This is a genomic window from Endozoicomonas sp. PH6C, from assembly GCF_059322965.1.
Window position 1 is genome coordinate 4,143,234 of the sequence record NZ_CP185342.1, and the last position, 21,366, is coordinate 4,164,599.

Annotated in this window: 24 protein-coding genes; 7 read left to right on the forward strand and 17 right to left on the reverse strand. The window is 49.0% G+C overall.

The window, feature by feature from the left end:
- Positions 1-115: 115 nt before the first annotated feature.
- The 7 genes from tolB to ruvB all read right to left on the reverse strand — a co-directional run bounded on the left by tolB (position 116) and on the right by ruvB (position 5,777).
- Positions 116-1,585 carry a Tol-Pal system beta propeller repeat protein TolB gene (gene tolB / locus ACOMG9_RS16095; RefSeq protein WP_422134453.1) on the reverse strand — a complete coding sequence of 490 codons (1,470 nt, stop codon included), beginning with the start codon at positions 1,583-1,585 and terminating at the stop codon, positions 116-118.
- Complete coding sequence (gene tolA / locus ACOMG9_RS16100) at positions 1,582-2,403, reverse strand: cell envelope integrity protein TolA (protein ID WP_422134454.1); 822 nt, start codon at positions 2,401-2,403, stop codon at positions 1,582-1,584. Before tolA ends, tolB begins: the two co-directional genes overlap by 4 nt.
- Before the next feature lie 79 nt (positions 2,404-2,482).
- The gene (tolR, locus tag ACOMG9_RS16105; protein ID WP_422134455.1) at positions 2,483-2,929 is read right to left on the reverse strand and encodes a protein TolR; all 447 of its coding nucleotides are present in this window, start codon (positions 2,927-2,929) and stop codon (positions 2,483-2,485) included.
- A gap of 18 nt (positions 2,930-2,947) precedes the next feature.
- On the reverse strand, positions 2,948-3,622 hold the full coding sequence (tolQ, locus tag ACOMG9_RS16110; RefSeq protein ID WP_448217633.1) for a protein TolQ: 675 nt from the start codon (positions 3,620-3,622) through the stop codon (positions 2,948-2,950).
- Positions 3,623-3,764: 142 nt separating this feature from the next.
- Positions 3,765-4,178: a tol-pal system-associated acyl-CoA thioesterase gene (gene ybgC / locus ACOMG9_RS16115; RefSeq protein WP_448217634.1), complete on the reverse strand. Its 414-nt coding sequence runs from the start codon at positions 4,176-4,178 to the stop codon at positions 3,765-3,767.
- A 63-nt stretch (positions 4,179-4,241) separates the two neighbouring features.
- On the reverse strand, positions 4,242-4,706 hold the full coding sequence (locus ACOMG9_RS16120) for a hypothetical protein (protein WP_494529098.1): 465 nt from the start codon (positions 4,704-4,706) through the stop codon (positions 4,242-4,244).
- A 60-nt stretch (positions 4,707-4,766) separates the two neighbouring features.
- Positions 4,767-5,777: a Holliday junction branch migration DNA helicase RuvB gene (ruvB, locus tag ACOMG9_RS16125; protein ID WP_448217636.1), complete on the reverse strand. Its 1,011-nt coding sequence runs from the start codon at positions 5,775-5,777 to the stop codon at positions 4,767-4,769.
- Between the two features lie 224 nt (positions 5,778-6,001).
- Between ruvB and rarD the strand changes: the two genes are divergently transcribed.
- Positions 6,002-6,877, forward strand: coding sequence for an EamA family transporter RarD (gene rarD / locus ACOMG9_RS16130; protein WP_422134460.1), 876 nt, complete (start codon positions 6,002-6,004; stop codon positions 6,875-6,877).
- 64 nt (positions 6,878-6,941) lie between these two features.
- On the opposite strand, the gene ruvA is transcribed toward rarD, so the two are convergent.
- A complete protein-coding gene (ruvA, locus tag ACOMG9_RS16135; protein ID WP_448217637.1) occupies positions 6,942-7,553 on the reverse strand; it encodes a Holliday junction branch migration protein RuvA in 612 nt (203 codons plus the stop codon).
- Positions 7,554-7,691: 138 nt separating this feature from the next.
- Here ruvA and ACOMG9_RS16140 point away from each other — a divergent pair, with 138 nt between their 5' ends.
- Positions 7,692-8,237 carry a carboxymuconolactone decarboxylase family protein gene (locus ACOMG9_RS16140; RefSeq protein ID WP_448217638.1) on the forward strand — a complete coding sequence of 182 codons (546 nt, stop codon included), beginning with the start codon at positions 7,692-7,694 and terminating at the stop codon, positions 8,235-8,237.
- A 152-nt stretch (positions 8,238-8,389) separates the two neighbouring features.
- Here ACOMG9_RS16140 and ruvC read toward each other — a convergent pair whose 3' ends face one another.
- On the reverse strand, positions 8,390-8,923 hold the full coding sequence (gene ruvC / locus ACOMG9_RS16145; RefSeq protein ID WP_448217639.1) for a crossover junction endodeoxyribonuclease RuvC: 534 nt from the start codon (positions 8,921-8,923) through the stop codon (positions 8,390-8,392).
- A 267-nt stretch (positions 8,924-9,190) separates the two neighbouring features.
- Between ruvC and ACOMG9_RS16150 the strand changes: the two genes are divergently transcribed.
- Positions 9,191-9,448 (forward strand): hypothetical protein, encoded by a 258-nt coding sequence (locus tag ACOMG9_RS16150; RefSeq protein WP_448217640.1) that lies wholly within the window; start codon positions 9,191-9,193, stop codon positions 9,446-9,448.
- Here the strand turns inward: ACOMG9_RS16150 and ACOMG9_RS16155 are convergent.
- The 5 genes from ACOMG9_RS16155 to ACOMG9_RS16175 form a co-directional block, all read right to left on the reverse strand.
- Complete coding sequence (locus tag ACOMG9_RS16155) at positions 9,445-10,191, reverse strand: YebC/PmpR family DNA-binding transcriptional regulator (RefSeq protein ID WP_422134464.1); 747 nt, start codon at positions 10,189-10,191, stop codon at positions 9,445-9,447. The genes ACOMG9_RS16150 and ACOMG9_RS16155 overlap by 4 nt on opposite strands.
- Before the next feature lie 98 nt (positions 10,192-10,289).
- A complete protein-coding gene (gene aspS, locus ACOMG9_RS16160; protein ID WP_448217641.1) occupies positions 10,290-12,071 on the reverse strand; it encodes an aspartate--tRNA ligase in 1,782 nt (593 codons plus the stop codon).
- A 122-nt stretch (positions 12,072-12,193) separates the two neighbouring features.
- The gene (locus ACOMG9_RS16165) at positions 12,194-12,454 is read right to left on the reverse strand and encodes an FmdB family zinc ribbon protein (protein ID WP_448217642.1); all 261 of its coding nucleotides are present in this window, start codon (positions 12,452-12,454) and stop codon (positions 12,194-12,196) included.
- Between the two features lie 177 nt (positions 12,455-12,631).
- Positions 12,632-14,128, reverse strand: a complete 1,497-nt coding sequence (locus tag ACOMG9_RS16170) for a coiled-coil domain-containing protein (RefSeq protein WP_448217643.1) — start codon at positions 14,126-14,128, stop codon at positions 12,632-12,634.
- Positions 14,129-14,130: 2 nt separating this feature from the next.
- On the reverse strand, positions 14,131-14,616 hold the full coding sequence (locus ACOMG9_RS16175; RefSeq protein ID WP_422411400.1) for a hypothetical protein: 486 nt from the start codon (positions 14,614-14,616) through the stop codon (positions 14,131-14,133).
- 687 nt (positions 14,617-15,303) lie between these two features.
- Between ACOMG9_RS16175 and ACOMG9_RS16180 the strand changes: the two genes are divergently transcribed.
- Positions 15,304-16,527 carry an OprD family outer membrane porin gene (locus ACOMG9_RS16180; protein ID WP_448217644.1) on the forward strand — a complete coding sequence of 408 codons (1,224 nt, stop codon included), beginning with the start codon at positions 15,304-15,306 and terminating at the stop codon, positions 16,525-16,527.
- Positions 16,528-16,725: 198 nt separating this feature from the next.
- Here ACOMG9_RS16180 and ACOMG9_RS16185 read toward each other — a convergent pair whose 3' ends face one another.
- On the reverse strand, positions 16,726-17,067 hold the full coding sequence (locus tag ACOMG9_RS16185; RefSeq protein WP_317142335.1) for an HU family DNA-binding protein: 342 nt from the start codon (positions 17,065-17,067) through the stop codon (positions 16,726-16,728).
- Positions 17,068-17,599: 532 nt separating this feature from the next.
- Between ACOMG9_RS16185 and ACOMG9_RS16190 the strand changes: the two genes are divergently transcribed.
- Complete coding sequence (locus ACOMG9_RS16190) at positions 17,600-18,193, forward strand: cold-shock protein (protein ID WP_422134470.1); 594 nt, start codon at positions 17,600-17,602, stop codon at positions 18,191-18,193.
- Between the two features lie 58 nt (positions 18,194-18,251).
- On the opposite strand, the gene ACOMG9_RS16195 is transcribed toward ACOMG9_RS16190, so the two are convergent.
- Together ACOMG9_RS16195 and ACOMG9_RS16200 are read right to left on the reverse strand one after the other, a co-directional pair.
- Entirely contained in the window at positions 18,252-18,470 is a 219-nt protein-coding gene (locus ACOMG9_RS16195) for a SlyX family protein (protein ID WP_494529099.1), read from the reverse strand.
- A complete protein-coding gene (locus ACOMG9_RS16200; protein ID WP_448217646.1) occupies positions 18,467-18,883 on the reverse strand; it encodes an HIT domain-containing protein in 417 nt (138 codons plus the stop codon). Before ACOMG9_RS16200 ends, ACOMG9_RS16195 begins: the two co-directional genes overlap by 4 nt.
- A gap of 157 nt (positions 18,884-19,040) precedes the next feature.
- Between ACOMG9_RS16200 and ACOMG9_RS16205 the strand changes: the two genes are divergently transcribed.
- Both ACOMG9_RS16205 and ACOMG9_RS16210 read left to right on the forward strand, forming a co-directional pair.
- Positions 19,041-20,756, forward strand: a complete 1,716-nt coding sequence (locus tag ACOMG9_RS16205) for a proline--tRNA ligase (RefSeq protein ID WP_422411393.1) — start codon at positions 19,041-19,043, stop codon at positions 20,754-20,756.
- 103 nt (positions 20,757-20,859) lie between these two features.
- Entirely contained in the window at positions 20,860-21,360 is a 501-nt protein-coding gene (locus ACOMG9_RS16210) for a lytic transglycosylase domain-containing protein (protein ID WP_494529100.1), read from the forward strand.
- Positions 21,361-21,366: the final 6 nt, after the last annotated feature.

A 21,366-nucleotide genomic window follows, 5' to 3' on the forward strand; every position in this document is an offset into this window, starting at 1 on the left:
TTGATTGAATAAATTAACTATTCGCACAAGACCATTTGAAGAGCTGGCTCACTCTACTGAATTTTATGCTCGAATGCCAAGTTCGACTGACTCCAGCGAACCAATCCAACCCGATTTAGCGCTGTGTAGCTATTGATGGTCCCCAAACCGGCTCTCTGACATCACCCTCGGCCGATGGCAAGCGATATTTTACCCGACCATCCGCTGTAACAATGCCAAGCTCCCCGTTTTTGCCTCCCGATACCGCATAGATTAGACGACGGCCCCCAGGGGAAACACTGGGCGAATCTTCCAACCGGGCAGACGTAAGCTGACGCAGTCGTCCAGTATCAAGATCCAGAATGGCGATGTTAAATTCTGTGGCTCCCTGACCTTTATGGACTAGTGCCAGAGATTTACCATCAGGGAATACTTTAGCACGGGCATTGAATTTACCAGTAAACGTCAGCCGTTTAGGTTTGCCTTCAGCAACCACAGTACCGTTCGACAACCTGTCAAGCCCGATCTGATAAATCTGGGCACTGCCTCCCCGGTTAGATGTAAAGATCAGACTTTTCCCATCTGGCATCCAGTCTGGCTCAGTATCAATCGAGAAATGTGATGTAATCTGACTGAGTTTGTCAGTGGCCAGATCCATCACATAAATGTCCGGATTCTGCTCCTTGGACAGAACCAGTGCCAACTGCCTGCCATCAGGAGAAAATACCGGAGAGCTGTTCAACCCTTTGAAGTCAGTTATCTTCTGACGTTTACCGGTAGCCAGTTCCTGAATATAGATAGCCGGACGACCGGTTTCAAAAGAAGCATAGGCAACACGACTGCCGTCGGGTGACCAGCTCGGTGACAGTATAGGCTCTCTTGAACGAAGTATCTCGCGCTGGCGCTGACCATCGGCATCGGCATAGTTTAGACTGTAATCCGTATGTTCAGCACTTTTACGATCAGCAGTGACATACATGATTCGGGTCGAGAAATCGCCGGGAATACCGGTGATCTTTTCGTATATCGCATCACTGATATGATGAGCCAACCCGCGCAGCTGACTTTCATCGCCTCGAACCCTGCCTTTCATAATGCTTTTCTGGCGAACAATATCAAACAGCTGATAGTCCACTTCAAACGTATTGCCTTCCTGTTTAACCTCTCCGGTAACCAGGTAGGAAGCACCCAGTATATTCCAGTCACGGTAAACAACATCTTTGGCACTGGATGGAAAGCTGAGCATATCCTTTCTGGGCAAAGCTGCAAACAGGCCGCTGAAATGAAGGTTATCTTCTACAACAGAAGCCATATCTTCGGGCAGAATTTTCTTACCATTCCAGCTGAAGGGTGGTACTGCCACCTTGACGGCCTTGTCATTACCCTGGGTTACTTCGATTGTGAGAATGGCCTGAGCACTCTGCATTGATAACAGCAGGGCAACAAACAGAGATGAGACCAAAACGCTCCTACTTCGGAACCATGAAAATATTGCAGAAGAGATTAATAGGTAAACACGACGACAGGTGTCTTCCCTGAAGACAGTCTGCTTACTTTTAAAGCTGCCCGACAATCCGGCAGAAAACCATTGCAGTTGTTGCTTCATCTCACCAGATCCTCTGGCCTGAACCTAAAGTTAATGCGCTTGAATTTATTATCGAACACACGCCGTTCCAGCTTTTTCAATTCAGGAAAAGGCGCCGCCCTCTGTATCGCCTGTACGACAGAACGATCATAGGCATCATTACCACTGCCTTCAAGCAACCTTACTTCCAGCAAGTCACCAAAAGGCGACAGACTGAGCTGAACCAGAGCCACCATATTGTTACGGGCACTGGGCGGTCGGTTCCAGTTCCGGGCAATAAGGTTTTTCAGCAGTTCGGAGTAGTAAGCTACTTCTCCAGCCTCTTGTTCTGCCTGCTCGGCAGCAACTGCCTGAGCCTGTTCGCGGGCAACCCGCTCCTGCTCAAGCTGTCTGAGTAACGCTTCCTGTTGCTTTTTCTTCCTGTTTTCTTCAGCCAGACGCTGCTGTCGCTCTTGCTCTTTACGAGCTGCTTTTTCCTTTTTTGCTTTCTCTTTGGCTGCATGCTCTTTTTTCAGAGCCAGCTCTTTCTGTTTTTTAATTTCTGCCTGTCGGCGGGCTTCTTCTTTGCGCTTCTGAGCAGCAAGCTCACGAGCTTTTTGTGCCGAGTTGTCTACAACAGGCTTGGGCGCTGGCGGTATTGGCTTTGGCTGGGCAATTTCAACGACACTGGCTTTGATACTTTTTGGCGCTACAATCCTCAACTCATCTGCAGTTGACCAGTCCCAGGACACCAGACCCAGTATCAGAACGTGCAGCAGTAAGGAAAACACCACTGCAAACCCGTAACCCTGAAAAAGCTTATGATTCAATAAAGCACCGATCAATGGAATTTTCTTCATTACAGCCCTGCGTTCCACAACACCATGATCATGATTTGTTCTGACTGACAGTCAAACCAGCGGATAACACTTTCTATCATCAGCGCTTCGTCCGTTCATTGAGCAACGCAGGATCTGTAATCAATCCCACATCATTAACACCCACTCCCTGTAATCTGGCCATCAGCTCAACCACTGAGCCATAGTCAACTTTACGATCCCCCTTTATCAACACCCGGGTCTCGGGACTGGCAGAAAGAACCTTACCTACCTTCTCACTGATTTCATCCATTCCTTTGGCACTTTCCTGATGACCGCCCAGATCAATAAAGAACTTGCCATCGGACTGGACAGAGATAATCAGAGTCTTGGCATCATCAGGCAGTGGCATCGGATTACTGGTTGCCTTCGGAAGTTCTACCTTTACCCCCTGAGTCAGCATCGGGGCACTGACCATAAAGGCCACCAGCATGACCATCATGATGTCGATAAACGGCACCATGTTGATTTCTGACATCGGCTTGCGCCGGGTTCTGGATCGAGCCATGATTTTTTACTCGCTCCCTTAGCCTGCACTGTGACGACTGTGAACCTTGCGATGAAGAATACTGGAAAATTCATCCGCAAAGGTCTCGTAGTTCGACAGCAGGGCTTCCACTCTGGATGCGTAACGGTTATAAGCTACCACCGCAGGAATCGCAGCTACCAGACCAACCGCTGTCGTCATCAGAGCTTCAGCAATACCAGGAGCAACCGATGCCAGAGTGGCCTGCTGCACATTTGCCAGCCCACGGAAAGAGTTCATAATGCCGACTACGGTACCGAACAGGCCAACATAAGGACAGGTCGAACCGACACTGGCCAGAAAGGGCAGATGCGTTTCCAGTTTTTCCTGCTCACGGGAGATGGCCACTCTCATGGCTCTCTGTGTGGCTTCCATGACAGCATCAGCCTCTCCAGTACCCTGAGAACGCATGCGGGAAAACTCACTAAAGCCTGAACGGAAAACCAATTCCAGACCACCCAGGTCTTCTTCTTTGTCCAGCTCTTTATAGAGCTGGGTCAGATCCATCCCCGACCAGAAGCGATCTTCAAAGGCCATCATATTGCGTTGAGCGGAACGAATGAGTACGCCACGCTGAACGATCATCACCCAGGAAACAACAGATGCCACCACCAGCAGTATCAGCACCAGTAAAACGATCCAACTGGCATTGCCTACCAGTGACCAAATGGACATGCTATCTGCCACTGAAAACCTCGCTTTTAATTTGATTAATACTTGTTAGAGAAATGATCATCGACAATCATTCTGGAATCGGGCCAGACGCTGTGACTGCATTTTCATGATAAACAGGCAGTTATGGATAGTACCACCAATCTCAGGGCGAATTGCTGTCAGGACTTAATTTATTCCGTAAGGATTCTGTAATCGCTGTGGGTTTTCTGCTCTGACTGTTCAGGCAAGCCACCACAAACCGACCTTCACATATCAAAAGACCTTCACGAAAACACTGTTGCAGAAAAACCATCCTGGCTTTACCCATACTTTCAACTGCGACAGTCACGTTAAGAGAGTCATCCAACCGGGCAATGTGTTTGAACTGAACAGAAGCATCAACCACTACCAGCTGCTTCTTTTCCTTCAACAACTTCTGGTGGTCATAACCGGTAGTTCGCAGATATTCGGTTCTGGCTCGCTCCATAAACTTCAGGTAATTGACGTGATATACGATGCCGCCGGCATCGGTATCTTCATAATAGACTCGAATGGAAATAGAAAAGGTATCAGTCACAGAGCAGTTCACATAACATTAAACCAGATCAGAGACTGCCAGAGACGCCGATACCCTGGCAAGTTAATAACACGATGAACGACCACAATGAGGGAAATTATGAGGCGGAGGATAGGAGCCTTTATTGAGTTTTTCCTCATCCAGTCTCTGCTTGTTCAGGCGTTGCTCCTGCTCTGTTCTGCGTTGCAGCAAATCAGGAGCTGGAACGGGTTTGTGCAAACGTTTCAAGGCTTGGGTGGCTTCCGGAATCCCCCATCGAGCCGCCATGGAGTAACGCTCAACAGCCTGGGCTAAGGAAGCTGTTGTACCCACTCCCTGCTCGAAGCAGACTCCGGCATGATACAGATCAATCGGCAGCTGGCTGGAACCATGAAGCACCTGCGAGCAACTTGCTGCCGAGACAGAGAAAGGTGCAGAGTAGAACCCTGGACGCATTGGCGTCGCTTCCGTAGTAATAGTCTGACAACCACTCAGAGGAGTGAGCGACAGAACAAATAGACAGTAGATTCCTAAAATTCTCATGAGCATCAGCGTTTCCTTAGCCACTCGTTTTTCAAAAGAACGATCCAGATATTAAACCGGAAAGACTTATTCTTCTATCCGGTAGTCAAGCCCAAAATGCAAGTATGCGTGCTTGGTGACCATCCGCCCTCTGGGGGTTCTCATCATATAGCCCTGTTGAATAAGATAAGGCTCCAGGACATCTTCGATGGTATCCCTCTCCTCACTGATGGCAGCCGCCAGACTGTCTACCCCGACCGGCCCACCATCAAACTTTTCGATCATGGCTAACAGCAGCCGTCTGTCCATATGATCAAAACCGCTGGCATCAACATCCAGCATATTCAATGCGGCATCGGCCGTCTCCTTGTGGATCACACCATTCCCCTTTACTTCGGCAAAATCACGCACCCTTCTCAGCAATCGGTTGGCAATTCTGGGCGTTCCTCTGGAGCGTCGGGCAATCTCTCCTGCACCTTCCTTATCAATCCCCACCCCGAGAATTCCGGCAGAACGTTCTACGATATGAGTCAGGTCCTCAATATTATAAAACTCCAGCCTCTGTACAATACCAAAACGATCCCGGAGCGGAGACGTCAGCAGACCCGCCCTGGTTGTAGCTCCCACCAGGGTAAAGGGAGGCAGGTCCAGCTTGATAGATCGCGCAGCAGGGCCTTCACCGATCATGATGTCCAGCTGATAATCTTCCATCGCCGGATACAATACTTCTTCAACTACCGGACTGAGGCGGTGAATTTCATCAATAAACAGAATGTCATTGGGCTCAAGATTGGTCAGAAGAGCTGCCAGGTCACCCGCTTTTTCCAGCACCGGGCCAGAAGTCGTTCGAATATTGCTGCCCATCTCATTGGCAAGGATGTGGGAAAGCGTGGTTTTACCCAGCCCCGGAGGTCCGAATATAAGGGTATGATCAAGGGCATCATTACGAAGTCTTGCAGCCTGGATAAAAATTTCCATCTGCTCCCTGACTTTTGGCTGTCCCACATAATCAGCCAGTTTTACCGGGCGAATAGCCCGATCCAGCACCTCTTCCAGAGGGCGTTCTGAGGAGGATATCAATCGATCTGCTTCAATCATGTTCTAGCTCGTCTACCATTACTCTCAGCGTACCATCTCCAGTCTGTTAAAAAAATAATCCAGCTTTGGGAACAAAACGCTACATTTAATCGTCCAAGCACTCTGAACGTAAAAAGAGCACTTGCGAGCACTTAGCTGCCCGGGGGTGCATTACCTTTTAAACTTCGGAGTCATCGGACTCCTACACTCTCTGTTTTAAATTCTGATTAAAGGAAGTACTCAGAATGAATACACATTTGGTTTCTGGAAAAGGCCTGACTAACTCGGTCATGGCCTCCGTGATGTTCGGGCTTGTGCCCATTTATGTACAGTTTATTAAGCTGTCCGGAAATACCCTGTTCTGGAACAGGGTCATTTTCAGCGCTCTCTGCCTGACAATGGTCTGCTATCGCATGGACCGGCTTCGGGGCTTCAGGGCGGTTTTTCTCTGCCGGAAAACTGTGCTGATGCTATCCCTGGGTGGTTTGATTGTTGGCTTTCAGTGGTGGCTGTTTGTCTGGGGCCCCGTGAATGATAAAACACAGGATCTCTCCCTTGGCTACTTTTTGCTGCCACTCACCCTGGCATTAACCGGCAAGCTGGTATTTAACGAGAGACTGAACAAGGCTCATTACTTTGCCATGGGGTCTGCGTCATTGGGCGTGCTTGCCATGATTTGGCAACAGGGCTCATTACCCTGGGTCAGTCTGGCAGTGGCCGGACTTTATCCGGTGTATTTCATCATCCGTAAACCTTTGCAGGTCGATACCTTGCCAGCCCTGCTTTTTGAGCACCTGTTGTTCCTTCCGGCTGGTATTTTCATACTGATGAGTGATCAGAGTTTTATGCAAAACCTGACCCATTCCGTCACTCTTTGGTATCTGCTGCCAGGTCTGGGGCTTCTCTGCAGCCTGTCACTGATCTGCTACATCAACGCCTCCAGGCATCTGTCTGTCAGTTTGTTTGGCCTGTTGAGCTACCTGGAGCCTGCTTTGATATTTGTGGTGGCTGTCACCGTTCTCGGAGAAGTCTTCACCTTACAGCAGTGGCTCAGCTATAGCTTTATCTGGCTGGCAACGGCAGCCATCTGCGTCGACTCGGTCAGGAAGTTCATCCGGTAAACTACAAAGCAGACAAGCAGGTGAGACTCAATCATCTCACCTTTTAAAGTAAGACGCGGTGTTATCAGATCATACTTTTCAGAGCCTGACGAATCAGCTCTTCACTGGTCATGCCATCCTTGAGCAACTTACCAATGACTTTGCCGGCTTCCTGGGGCTTATAACCCAGGGCCACCAGAGCACTGACGGCTTCCTGTTCAATATCTTTTGCTCCGGCAGCCATTTCGCCACCGACAACCAGAGGCTTACCTTCCAGCAGAGGTGCTGACTGCCAACGATCCAGCTTATCTTTCATTTCAACAATCAGCCGCTCGGCTGTTTTTTTACCCACACCCGGCAACTTCACCAAAGTGGCACTATCACCTTCCTGCACACAGCGCACAAAAGCATCAGCTTCTATACCGGACAACAGGGTCAGTCCGAGCTTGGGACCAACCCCATTGACCTTGATCAGAGTTCTAAACAACTCCCGCTCATCACGATTGCTAAAACCGTATAGGAGCTGAGCATCTTCGCGCACTACAAAGTGGGTATATAACACGACCTCCTGACCAACGTCCGGCAGTTTATAAAAAACCGACATCGGAGCTTCCACTTCATACCCGATACCATGGGTCTCTATCAGCAAATGAGGGGGCTGTTTGTCAGCCAGAAGGCCCCGAATTCTTCCAATCATCCTGTTTTCCAAATCTTTTATTTTCTGACTATAAGGTCAGAACGCCTAACAATACGACGAGGGCGTAGAACTCCTGAGAATTGTCACTCTCTAATCACTAAGAGAAGTTCAATTCGATGATCTGAAGGAGCTGCCCCCTTGAAGAAACTTCGCACATTTCTGGGATCACTCTGGCAGATCCTGCCCGAGGCTGGCCTGGCCAGTGAATACCACCCAGCTGTACCCGGTGGCCCTATTCCCATCCCTTTCATCAAGTCACAAAAATCTTTGTTAAAGGAAGATTTCCCGGGACGCCCGGCAAACTCACCTGAGCTTGATAAGCCTGCTCGCAGCTTCATCAGTTATATACAAGGCTACAGCAGCCTCCCGATGAGAGATCGCGCTCTGGTTGCCCTGAGAAGTGCGTACATTTGCAATACCAGACACCTGATCCCGGATATTGCTCAATGCGCACTGGATACGGGACTGAAAGCCAGTGATGTACAAATGGTTTCCCGTGGCCATCTGGCACCGGGCTGGGACAACAAACAACGCCTGTTACTGAAAACCACTGAAGAACTCTACAAAGAACAGATCATAAGTCCGGAGAACTGGAAAGAACTGAAGAAAATCTACACGCCACAACAGATCCTGGATCTGGTGTTTTGCATTGCTTCCTTTCACCTTTGTGTCCACCCAAACTAAGGAGGCTGACCGGGAATAGACTGCCCTACTGCGGCGGCAGCAAATTGGTCTAAAAATCCGCTTTTGTTCGTCAAATAGCTCGCTATTCTCCTCACAAAACCGAATTTTCATCCTCAATTTTCTGCCGTCCTCGCTACGGGCGCTATTCTCGGTCAGCCTCCTGACTGCCCCGTAAGACGACGACGTCGAGTACCCGTAGCACCCGCCATCCTGACCAGACTGGAACGAGTATGAGCATGACAAAGAGCAACCGCCAGAGCGTCCGCAGCATCGCCCTGAGGGGTATCATTCAAGTCAAGGATCGACTTCACCATGTGCTTTACCTGGTACTTATCCGCAGAGCCTTTACCAACCACAGCCTGCTTGACCTGCCGGGCAGAGTATTCCGACACTTCAATATTGTGATTAACCACAGCCACAATGGCCGCAGCCCTGGCCTGACCCAGTTTCAGTGCCGAATCAGCATTTCTGGACATGAACACTTGCTCCACACCGACGGACTGCGGGATGTAACGTTCGATCAAAGTGCTGATGCCTTCATAAATCTGCTGCAACCGCTCAGGTAGAGGCGCCTCCCGGATGCGAATACAACCGGACGCCACATAATGTGTTTTATTGCCTACTTCTTCAATTAATCCATAGCCGGTAATTCTTGAGCCCGGATCTATCCCCATCAGGATGGCCATTCAGAATGTATTCTCAAGTCAGATATCGCTATTTTCAATGACAGCGTTTGATGCCCCCCGGGGTCAATGAGTGTGACAGCTTCTGCCAAAAAAATCTGACAGGCGAGGGTTCAAAGTCATGGTTATGTCAAAAGGATACTGTACACCCATACAATATACCAGCGGTGCCGGTGGGTATCAGAAACTTACAATTCAAGAACACTGAATTACCAAATTTGCCTGTGAGTAACGATAGAAGCAGCTTAGTATTTCTCTGGTAATACTTTCGTGGCGAGAACCGCAAAGATCATTGTTCTTGCTCAAGACTGTTTTACTCCACAAGATGATCCGGAAACGATTAATGTCCGACCTGCTAAAAACATTAATGATTATCACAGGCATCATTATTCTATTGTTTATGCTGCTGGTAGGCTTCAATGTCTGGGCGTTCACAGATGTTCCAGCCGGGCTGGTATCTCCGGAACAGAAACAAAAAACCCCGACACTTTCGTTATCGAGGCTCTTCACACCGACAGAACAACTTAGTCCAGCTGCGCCATCACTTCGGCAGGAATGTCAGCGTTAGTGTAAACATTTTGCACATCGTCCAGGTCTTCGAGACGATCCACCAGCTTCATGATTTTTTCCGCACCGTCTTTGTCCAGTTCAGTCCGGGTAGAAGCGATCATCGCTACTTCGCCGCCCGCTGGTTTCAAACCTGCAGCTTCAATAGCTTCTTTTACCGCCATGAACTCAGTCCACTCAGTGACCACTTCAATGGAGCCATCGTCGTTAGTCAGTACATCTTCAGCACCGGCTTCCAGAGCAGCTTCCATGACAGTGTCTTCATCCAGACCCGGTTCGAAGAAGATTTGCCCCTTACGCTCAAACAGGTAGGCTACAGAACCGTCAGTACCCAGATTACCACCATGCTTGGAGAAAGCATGGCGTACTTCTGCAACGGTACGGTTACGGTTGTCTGTCAGACATTCCACCAGCACCGCGATACCGCCAGCACCATAACCTTCGTAGGTCACTTCTTCCATGTTGGAATCGTCATCACCACCGGCACCACGAGCAATCGCCCTGTTGATGGTGTCACGGGTCATATTGGCACCCAGAGCCTTGTCAACCACCTGACGCAGCTTGGGGTTATCCTCGATATTCCCACCGCCCTGCTTGGCCGCCACCACCAACTCACGAATGATCTTGGTGAAGATTTTGCCACGCTTGGCGTCCTGAGCCGCCTTACGGTGTTTGATATTGGCCCATTTACTATGACCTGCCATAGAAAATACCCTTTATCTCTTCTTGAACAGGCCGGTAAAAACCGGCCTCAGCAATTTATAAAATGGTCGCAGACGTTTTCTGGAACAGCCGCAGACGCTCAGTGACTGGTTGCAGACGCCGGATCACGACGAATACGGATATTCAGATCGCGTAGCTGGGTAGCATCCACTTCGCCCGGAGCCTGAGTCAGCAGACAGGCTGCGGACTGAGTTTTCGGGAAGGCAATAACGTCACGAATATTATCGGTCCTGCACAGCAGCATAACCAGACGGTCAAGCCCAAACGCCAGACCACCATGGGGAGGTGCACCGTATTTAAGAGCGTCCAGCAGGAAGCCAAACTTTTCCTGCTGCTCTGCTTCCTCAATTTTCAGGATACGAAATACTGTCTGCTGCATTTCCTGGTTGTGAATACGAACAGAACCACCACCAACTTCATAACCATTGATAACCATGTCATAGGCACGGGAAAGTGCTTCAGCAGGATTTGCTTCAAGCTCTTCAGGTGAGGTCGTTGGCGCTGTGAATGGATGGTGCAGTGCGGTCAGTTCACCGTCGTCTGTTTCTTCAAACATTGGAAAGTCAACAACCCACAGTGGCGCCCACTCTTTCGTATACAAATTCAGGTCAGCACCGACTTTACAACGCAATGCACCCAGAGCTTCGTTGACTACCTTCTCTTTGTCTGCACCAAAGAAGACGATATCGCCATTGCTGGCATCCAGACGCTTCATAATCTTCATGGTGACATCGTCGCCCAGGAACTTGATGATCGGAGACTGTAGACCGTTTGCGCCGTTTTCGATTTCGTTGACCTTGATCCAGGCCAGACCCTTGGCACCGTAGATGCTGACAAACCGGGTGTAGTCATCAATCTGCTTACGGGAAAGTTCAGCTCCACCGGGTACTTTCAGCGCGGCTACACGCCCCTTCGGATCTTCAGCCGGTCCTTTGAAGACCTTGAATTCAACTCCGGCCATCAGATCAGCAACGTCCACCAGCTCCAGAGGGATACGCAGGTCTGGCTTGTCAGAACCATAAAGGTTCATGGCTTGTGCAAAAGTCATGTGCGGGAATTCACCCAGCTCAACACCACCTACCTTTTTAAAAGTGGTCTTAACCAGGTCTTCAGCCATACCCATGATCCGGGACTCGTCCATGAAGGAGGTTTCGATATCGATCTGAGTAAATTCTGGTTGACGGTCAGCACGCAGATCTTCGTCACGGAAGCATTTTACAATTTGATAGTAACGATCAAAACCTGCCACCATCAGCATTTGCTTGAACAGCTGGGGAGACTGTGGCAGCGCAAAGAACTTACCTTCGTGAGTTCGACTGGGTACCAGGTAATCGCGGGCACCTTCCGGGGTCGCACGGGTCAGAACAGGGGTTTCAACATCCAGATAACCCTGCTCATCCATAAAGCTGCGAACAGCACTGGTCAGCTTGCTGCGAAGGATCATTTTTTCCTGCATTTCCGGACGACGCAGGTCAATAACACGGTTTTTCAGACGAACTTCTTCACCTACATCGGTGTAGCCTTCGATCTGGAAAGGCGGTGTCTGGGCTTCATTCAGGATTTCTACCTGCTTACCCAACACCTCAATTTCACCGGTGCCCATATTGGTGTTTACAGTGCCTTGGGGACGGGGGCGTACAAATCCGGTGATTTTCAGCACATATTCACTGCGTGCTTTATCAGCGAGAGCAAACGCCTCTTCGGTGTCAGGATCAATAACAACCTGGGCGATACCTTCACGGTCTCGCATATCCAGGAAGATCACACCACCATGGTCGCGACGTCGGTGTACCCATCCACACAGGGTAACCTCATGCCCGTCATGGGAGAGATTCAGTTCGCCGCAATAATGGCTGCGCATAACATACCTCGAAACTGGGGGGCTGTTCAGGTTCAGCACAGAATTATCTGAAATTTTGTGCCTGAATTTATGGTTTTGAGTCACTCCGGGTGAAGCACAACCTCAGCGCTCAAATGACCGAATTATTCACTGGCGGCTGCAGCGCCGCCCGAGCCCTTGGCAGGGCCCTGATTATCATTGCAGGACAGATTCTTCTTATTGCCACTCTTGAAGTCTGTTTCATACCAGCCGCCACCTTTCAGCCTGAAGGCCGGGGCACTCAACATTTTTTTCAATTCAGGCTCACCACAGACACCACAGTCAGTCAGAGGTGCATCGCTGAACGCTTGAATCACTTCCTGCACACCACCGCAACTTCCGCACTGATATTCGTAGATCGGCATTGAATCTGTCTATCCTTTGTTTGCCATTGTCAGAACTGGGGCATTATACCTGAACCCTTGATTTTCACCAGATAGTGTCCAGACCAATAATCAGAAAATAGAGACGGGATCAGGGATATTTTCGATGACTGTGCAGACTTTACGAAAGACGAGGAAGGGAGCCCCTCCCCGCTGCTCTCAAACTCGATTACTTTTGCTGATTTGAACAGCTGCCTCCTGCTGCTTTTCCAGCGACTCAGCGACTTCCAGTAGAATCGACTCAAAATCCTGCAAATGCTCAGCAACACTCTTGCGTTGAGCATCCACATTCTCAGCCACTTCATCGAGGTGATCTTCTTTCACATCCTGAGTTTCCTGACCTTCTTCCAGCTTTGATTCCATCCAGAGGCGGGCAAAAACCTGAGGACTGCTTGCACCTTCAAAACTGAGATTATCACCCCGGTGAGTCTCCGCTGCAGGGTTGACTGCATCCTCCAGCGCCTTTTCTGAGGGGACGCTATGCAAAGCAATAGCGAACCCTTCTTCCACTGCAGGAGAGTTTCTTGCCTGAGGTTTATCGTCAAGGAGCTGAACAGCACTTCTCAGCTCTGCAGGGTCAGAGGGAGAGAATACCTGTTGCAGAGTCTCCAGATCCTCAGTGGCAAGAAACTGGTTAGCACCCTCCTCAAGCTCAATCCGGTCATCCTCTGACCGGATTTCACCTTCTTTGTGCTCTTTATCCAGCGACTTTACTCCGTCCTCGTTCTGCTCCCTTCTTCTGAACTCCCTTACCTGCTCTTTCTGAGCCCTCTGTTCGAGCTCTTTTACGGCTTGCACACCTTCTTCACCGGTTTTCATAGCAGCAGGATCGAACCGCTGACGAATTCGCCCCAGCAGACTGTTAACACGCACAAACTCTGAGGTCACTGTATTCAGCTGCCTGTTAGCTTTGAGTAATGCGGCATGATCTGCGGTATTACTGGCTTCCAATGTCTTCATCTGCTGGCTCAGAGCACTGATTTCTGTGGCAACACCTGCAATTTGATACTCGAGCGCTGTAATTTCATTCATCAACCGGTTTATTTGACCACCGCTGCTATTGTTACCGGCTTGATTAGACTGAGCACTGGCCAATTCAGCCTCTTTCAGGGTTTTATGAAGATTTTTGCTGGCCAGGAGTTCTACATAGACGTCCCGCTGAGCCGCTATGTCATTTAAATCCCTGGTTCTGGATCGAATAGTTTCTCTTAGATTAAGGGCATTGACTGCACTATCCTCCCTCCTGCTTTGCTGATAGAGCCGATTGCTGAAATTCTGATCGATAGAAGCAGCACTCACCATAGCCTGAGCATCACTGATCATCCCTTTAACAATAAGAATGAGTGACTGAGTGTCACTAATATCTATATCCTCAGCATTGAAGCGACGATTGAATTCATGCACTGCTGCCCTGAAGCCATCCAGTCTGGCGTCAAAAGCTCTTTGGAGAAAGTCACGGCTGTCGGCATTGGAGACGCCTGGCTGATCTGGACTGACACTGACCGCCTGTCCGCTATTGCTATTTTGCGAGCTGGAAATCGAATTCGAATGACTGAATCCCTGGCTCACCTGCGCCTGTGCTGGAGTTTGAGATACCTGCCCACTCTGTTGCACAGGAGTCTGGGATATTCCGGAATTGGGATCGACTGGATTCATAGTCACTTCCTCCCTGAAGGTTCTATAAGATAGTGCTTTAGTTGTTTGGCCTGTTTTCGCTCTTCTTCCCACCCTTTGGATGATTTCAGAATTTTCGCTGCATTTGACAGTGCTTTCACCGCCAATTTTCGATTTTTCAGACGAATAAAGCACTCCGTCATACAAATTGAAGGACGAGGATCTTCATTATCCAACCTTTCGGCATAACTCAGTGCGGGGATTGCAGCTGCATCCTGGTTTAAATGATGAAGTGCCAGCCCTATTCCCAGATAGTAACGAGAACTGCGATGATCCAGAAGAGCCAGATAACGGAAGACTTTAAGAGCTTCTGCATAGTGACCAATACCAAAATGACTGAATCCGAGCTGATAGATGGCTTCCATCTGGCCCTGATCCAGCCCTCTTAATTCACGTATCGTTCCGCCCCGTCTTAAATAAGTCAGCCAAAGGTCTTTTCCTGCTTCAGCATTTTGCTGCAAGCTGTTCATATTTCATCCCTGAAAAATAAATGATCTCAATTCATTATAAACATTCATTTTTTTCTGACTTTCATTCATTAATCCTGTCAAACCAACAAAAAGAAATTAAAAGAACTAATTTTTATTCATTAAGATAATTTGCAAAATATCAGATCGCTGTTTTACTCAAGTACTCATATTGCCTAAACACTTAATCAAAAAGGGCTGGGCCTGATAATTTCAAGTTTCATGTCTTCTTACGTTTGAAACTTGTCGTTATAACTACGATGAGTGCTGCTCTAATGTTGGCATTCGTTTAGCTGGCAAGTCGGCTGATGGAGATAGTTGTGGCATATTAGGTCTGGAAAATATCATAGGCGTTGCCAGAATTGAGCAAGACACTGTTCATGTTCGGTTCTGCGGCACTTCTATGAGTACGAGGACATGACTGTTATTCACCTCGATGTCGGTTATACAGTCGGTGCCTTTAGGGGCGGGATTGCTGGATAGCTTTATCATACAAGGATGCGGCCCCGCTAAACGCTTGTACAAAAGATGTGAGATTTTTCTAAACCCTGTTGCATCCTGTTAAGGATTGTATAAGAATCACTCTTAGCCCTATGGGGAGGTTTCGCAGTACATTCCGTCCGAGCAGTACAAGGATTTTTGAAACCAGGGCTAGAACACACATCGAATGCAGCAAGGAGCTGAACACTAATGAAACTCGCACAAATCAGTGCACTGAGTGCTGCCATTTTTATGGCTACCTCTGCTCAGGCTAACGCCTTCCTGGACGAATCAAGCCTGAATCTGGAGTTGCGCAACTTCTATCAAACCAAAACCAAGGATGACGGCTCGACCGACTCCTCCAACTCTCAGTGGGCTCAAGGCGTTCGTCTTGACTTCTCCTCTGGCTACTTTCAGAATATAGTCGGACTGGACTTGGGTGGTTACTACTCTCTGAAGCTTGGCGCTTCCGATATTGACGATTTTGTTGGCAACCCTGGCTTGCTCAGAGTGGATAGCGACGGCGATTCCCACAGCTACGGCAAAACATCCTACGCAATTAAATTCAATCTTGCTGACATGGGTGTAGCGAAATACGGACGCATGTTCCTGGATACACCTCTGGTCAACGACTCTGACAGCCGTGTTCTGCCAAGCCTGAGCGAAGGCTTCTATGCAGACATCACCTTATCCGGCTTGTCTGCTCATACAGCCTGGATTACAAAAGGCAATGGTAAAACCGAGTCAGGCTTTGAAGATTACGAGGTAGGCGACGACAGTGAAGCAGTAATGACACTGGGTGGTGCCTACGACTTTGGTAACGGTCTGGAATTAAGCGCAGACTATGCCAGCCAGAGCAACTATGCCAAGAAATACTTGGGCGAAGCCAGCTTCTCTACAGAAGTTGAAGGTGTTGAAGTGGGTGTGGCTGGTCAGTACGGGCAAGTCGAACTTACTGGCGACAGCAAGCCAGCGACTGGAGACAAGAGTCAGTACACTTATGGCCTGAAAGTGGCCGCTGGTGTAGGCCATGCCGACTTTGGCATTGCGTACACAAAAGTTGAAAGCACAGACTTGGGCCCATACAAAATTGGCTGGGCTGGCGGTGACGATGACACCGGTTACTTTGGCTATAACTCTATCCAGATCTCTGACTTCAACAGCAATGGCCAAAAAGCCTGGGGCTTCTCTGCAGGATATGATTTTGAAGGCGTCGTTGACGGCCTGAGTGTCAAGGGTATTTACGTCATGGGTGAAGTTAAGTCTGAGGACGAAACTGAATACAACCTGGACATCAATTATGCAATTCCTCAGGTTGAGGGTCTGACTGCCCGCCTGAGATACGCAAATAATACTGTTGAAGCCAAAGGTGCAGACGATGTTGTCAAGACCGACACACGTGTCATCCTGAAGTACAACGTCGCTGTATTCTGATCTAACCATCAGAAGAGCAATCTTATGAAGCCTCTGCACATGCAGGGGCTTTTTTATTGCCGAAAGCAGCAAACCGACTTAAACAGCACCCCATCAAAAGGCAATCATTGCTAAACAAATACACCAGACACTAAAAAGGGAGGCTGAATACCTCCCTTGAAGGACTGAGAAGAACTCAAAGAGTCAACACCAGCGTCATCACGAAGCGGCGTATTCCTTAAGCTTTTTCAAAGGACGCACCTTGACCTGAATACTGGCCGGCTTGGCGGGCACATCCATTAACTCGCCAGGCTTGAATGGATTGGGTACGCCTTTCTTGGCTTTCTGAGCAGGTTTTTTCCTGGTCACGATCTTGAGCAGTCCCGGAAGAGTGAACTCGCCACAGCCCCGCTTCTTGATATGACGTTCTACCAGTATTCCCAACTCTTCCAGCACAGCGCCCACTTCTTTCCGACTCAAACCGGTACTCTCTGAAATATCAGCAAGAATCTGGGTTTTACTGTACTTATCCTTGATAGCTGTGGCTTTCTTCGCTGCCATACAATTACTCTCCTGATGGATTTTCCCTGTAGGTTACCTTCCGCACCAACGGATTGTGATCTGCCACTTCACCAGGCTGATTTAATGTTTCACGAGGCAAGTCCGAAAAATCGGACATTAAACTTCCCTAACCTCAGAGAGCCTGCAAAACCAGACTTTTGAAACATCTGAAATCACTATAACAAGTGATTTTTTACAGTGGTAGTCTTTTTTACACCCTTTTAAGCATTGCAATAGCCCACTATATAAGGGGCATAGAAAGAGTTTGAGATAGAGGCACAATGACGTTACATTAATCCTTACAGCAGTGTTACGCTGTGGCTTTTTGTTGCCCGTTTGTTTGCGCGCTGAATTGACCGCATTACTGATTTCAAAGCATTCCCATAATTTCGGGAGGCAGTCACTTCATAGAGAGCTTGCAGCAAGGAGCTTTATTGATGTTTAACCGGTTTAAGGCGCTTTTTAATGCAGTAATGCCTGAAATCGGCATATTTTTACAGTCACACACATAACAACCAAAAGGACTCAGCACTTGAAACATCTTAAATTTATCCACATGATCTTAGGCATCCTTTCACTGGCAGCATTAATTGTGGAGGGGTCTGTCCTCAATGTGCTGCTGGGTGGCGCACTGGCTATCGCCTCAGCTACCATGCTGCTGCTCACTGCCGCACTGATTCACCTCTGCCTTGGCTGCTATCTGACAGTCTATCGTGGCAAGAAATCCTTTTTGCAGGCAATGGCTTCAGTTATGCTGATTGCAGCGACTGCACTCAGTGGCTGGGCAATATTTTCTCACCAGACACCTGAGATTCCATCCTCACTACTCCTTGTTGCCGGGGTTCTGCTGCACGTCGTAATCAACCTGAGATCCTTCAACCCCACAAGCCCAATGGAAATCGTAGATTCCGATAGAGAAACAGGCACCGTCAAGTGGTTCAACGTTTCAAAAGGCTTCGGCTTTATTACCCGGGATAGTGGTGAAGATGTCTTCGTCCACTACCGCACGATACGTGGAGAGGGTCACCGGACACTGTCTGAAGGGCAAAGGGTAGAATTTATCGTGGTGGAAAAAGATAAGGGACTGCAGGCAGAAGACGTGATTGCTGCACCCAAAGGCCGCTAACATCAATACTTTTAATGAATGGGGCTCTTTCCGGCCCCGTTAAGGCTTCTGACCCTTATTAATAATGAGGAGGAGCAGTCTCCTTCTGTTCTTCCAACCGAGAGCTGGACATAGCCATTAATTGCTTCTTCAGCTGAATCATTTCCTGCTTCAAACGATCAATCTCCTGCTGCTGACGGGTGACCACCTCATTAAGCTGGGCAACGGTATCTTCCTGAAAACTGAGCTGGGTCTGCAGCTCAATCAATTCCTCTTTCATTTCACTCCCCCCACTCATTCAAAGCAGCTGAACAATGATTCCAGCTTCTTTTTGATCTCAGCGACCTGCGCCTGCCCGTATGGCTTGGCTGGCAACCTGCCCCAAACAGGGTTTGGCCAGGCAACATCACTTTCATAACGGACAATATGATGAACATGCAACTGTTTCACAATATTACCCAGAGCCGCCACATTCATTTTATCCGCCTCAAAGACATCATTCAGAATGGCTGCCGTCAATGACGACTCACAGGCCAGCTGTAGCTGCTGCTCTTCATCAAGATGAAAAGACTCATAAACCCCTGCCACCCTGGGCACCAGAATAAACCAGGGATACTGACTGTCATTCATCAGCAAAACCCGGCAGAGGGGCAGATCCCCCATGACAAAGCAGTCCTTATCCAGTCTGTTATCCAGCTGAAATTCGCTCATAATTACTCCGATTAAGCCGAGTTGCCAGTAATAATTTGCAGCACTATAGCTAACCTGCCGGTGAAATTCGACTGTGTTTCACTCAGTAGCCATGACGTCTCTGCACAACCGTAGTAATATGCAGCTTTTGCGTTTTGATAATCGGATAACTGAGCACATGCGTACTAGTCAATCCTTGATCTCCACCCTCAAGGAAACACCTTCTGATGCCGTCGTCGTCAGCCACCAGCTGATGCTGCGAGCAGGCATGATCCGTAAACTGGCATCCGGTCTCTACAGCTGGATGCCGATGGGTCTGCGCGTTCTCCAGAAGGTAGAGAACATTGTTCGTGAAGAGATGAACCGCTCTGGCGCGCAGGAAGTCCTGCTGCCTGCCGTGCAACCGGCTGAACTCTGGCAGGAAACCGGACGTTGGGATCAATTTGGCCCCGAACTGCTTAGATTTAAAGACCGTCATCAGCGCGATTTCGTCATTGGTCCTACTCATGAAGAAGTCATCACCGATATGGTTCGAGACACTATCAGCAGCTACAAACAGCTGCCCATGAATTTGTACCAGATCCAAACCAAATTCCGTGATGAAATCCGCCCCCGTTTTGGCCTGATGCGTGGTCGAGAGTTCATTATGAAGGATGCCTATTCATTCCATTCCAATGACCAATGCCTCGGTCGTGAATACGAAAACATGCACGATACCTACAACCGTATCTTTACTCGTCTGGGCCTCAATTTCAGGGCTGTAGAAGCGGATACGGGCTCCATCGGTGGCAGCGCCTCACACGAAATTCATGTCCTGGCCGAATCTGGAGAAGACGCCATCGTCTTCAGCAACCAGAGCGAATACGCAGCCAACATTGAAAAAGCAGAAGCTCTGGCACCTGCTCACGAGAGAGCAGCTCCGTCTGAAGAAATACGCCTGGTTGATACCCCCGAAGCAAAAACCATTGCAGACCTGGTTGCGCAATTTGATCTACCCATTGAGAAGACGGTCAAGACTCTGATTGTTGCAGCAGACGAAGAATCAGAAGCGGACTTTGTTGCCCTGATGGTTCGTGGCGATCATGAACTGAATGAAATAAAAGCGGAAAAACTGCCTGAAGTTGCAGCACCTCTGCGCTTTGCAACAGAAGAAGAGATCAAGCCCGTCATGGGAGCCGGACCCGGCTCTCTGGGCCCTGTTGGCATCAGTATCCCATGTATTGTTGACCGCACAGTTGCGGTCATGTCTGACTTTGGGGCTGGCGCCAACACAGATGGCAAACATCAATTAGGTATCAACTGGGAGAGAGACGCATCTTTCGACCGCATCGCCGATTTGAGAAATATTGTAGAAGGCGATCCCAGCCCATGCGGTAAGGGCACCCTGGAAATCAAGCGCGGCATCGAAGTGGGCCATATTTTCCAGCTGGGCACCAAATACTCTGAGTCAATGAACGCGACCGTTCTGGATGAAAACGGAAAAGCCGTGACTATGGCAATGGGTTGCTACGGGCTGGGCGTTTCCCGGGTCGTCGCAGCCGCCATTGAGCAAAATCATGACGATCGGGGAATCATCTGGCCCGCAAGCATTGCGCCTTTCCAGATCGCCATTATTGGTCTGAAGATTGAGAAGTCTGAAGCCGTTCGGGAAGCCGCCGAGAACCTCTATAAGGAACTGACTGAAGCGGGCTACGACGTCCTTCTGGATGATCGTAAAGCCAGTCCGGGCGTCAAGTTTGCCGACATGGAACTGATCGGTATTCCACACCGGGTGGTCCTGAGTGATAGAGGGCTGGCAAACGGTCAGGTAGAATACAAATATCGCAGGGCAGCAGATCGCGAAGACGTGGCACTCAGTGAAATTTCCGACTTTCTTAAGGAACGTCTGGCCTGAACCGTTTATCAAACGGCCGTCGTTTTATAATAAAAACAGCCTGATTACAGGTTTCACCCTCGCACTTTTGTTGACTCCGACAACCGGCTGGAGTCAGCAAAAAGTGGATGAAGGGCTTCGGATCTATCTTGAAGAGGCTCTCAGCACCACTGAGAGCTTTTCAGATCGTTTCGAGGCAGAAGTCTGGCTGGTCGATATGTCCAGCCGGCTAACGCCGTTCATGAAACATCAGAGTCCTCGACAGCGCCTGGAGCTGCTCAAAAAAATTCACAAAAAGGCCACTGCCGCTAAACTCTCCCCCGAACTGGTGCTGGCATTAATTCAGACAGAATCCTCTTTTGACCGATTTGCTGTTTCTTCTGCCGGAGCCCAGGGCCTTATGCAGGTTATGCCATTCTGGAAAGACGTCATTGGCCGCCCACAAGATAACCTGACCGACGTAGAGACCAACCTGAAATATGGTAGCCATATTCTCAGTTATTATCTGGAAAAGGAAAAAGGCAACCTGACCCGGGCATTAGCCCGTTACAATGGCAGCCTTGGCAAAACCTGGTACCCGGAGCGAGTGTATAAAAACTGGGATCGTCACTGGCGCAATGACTGAGATGTA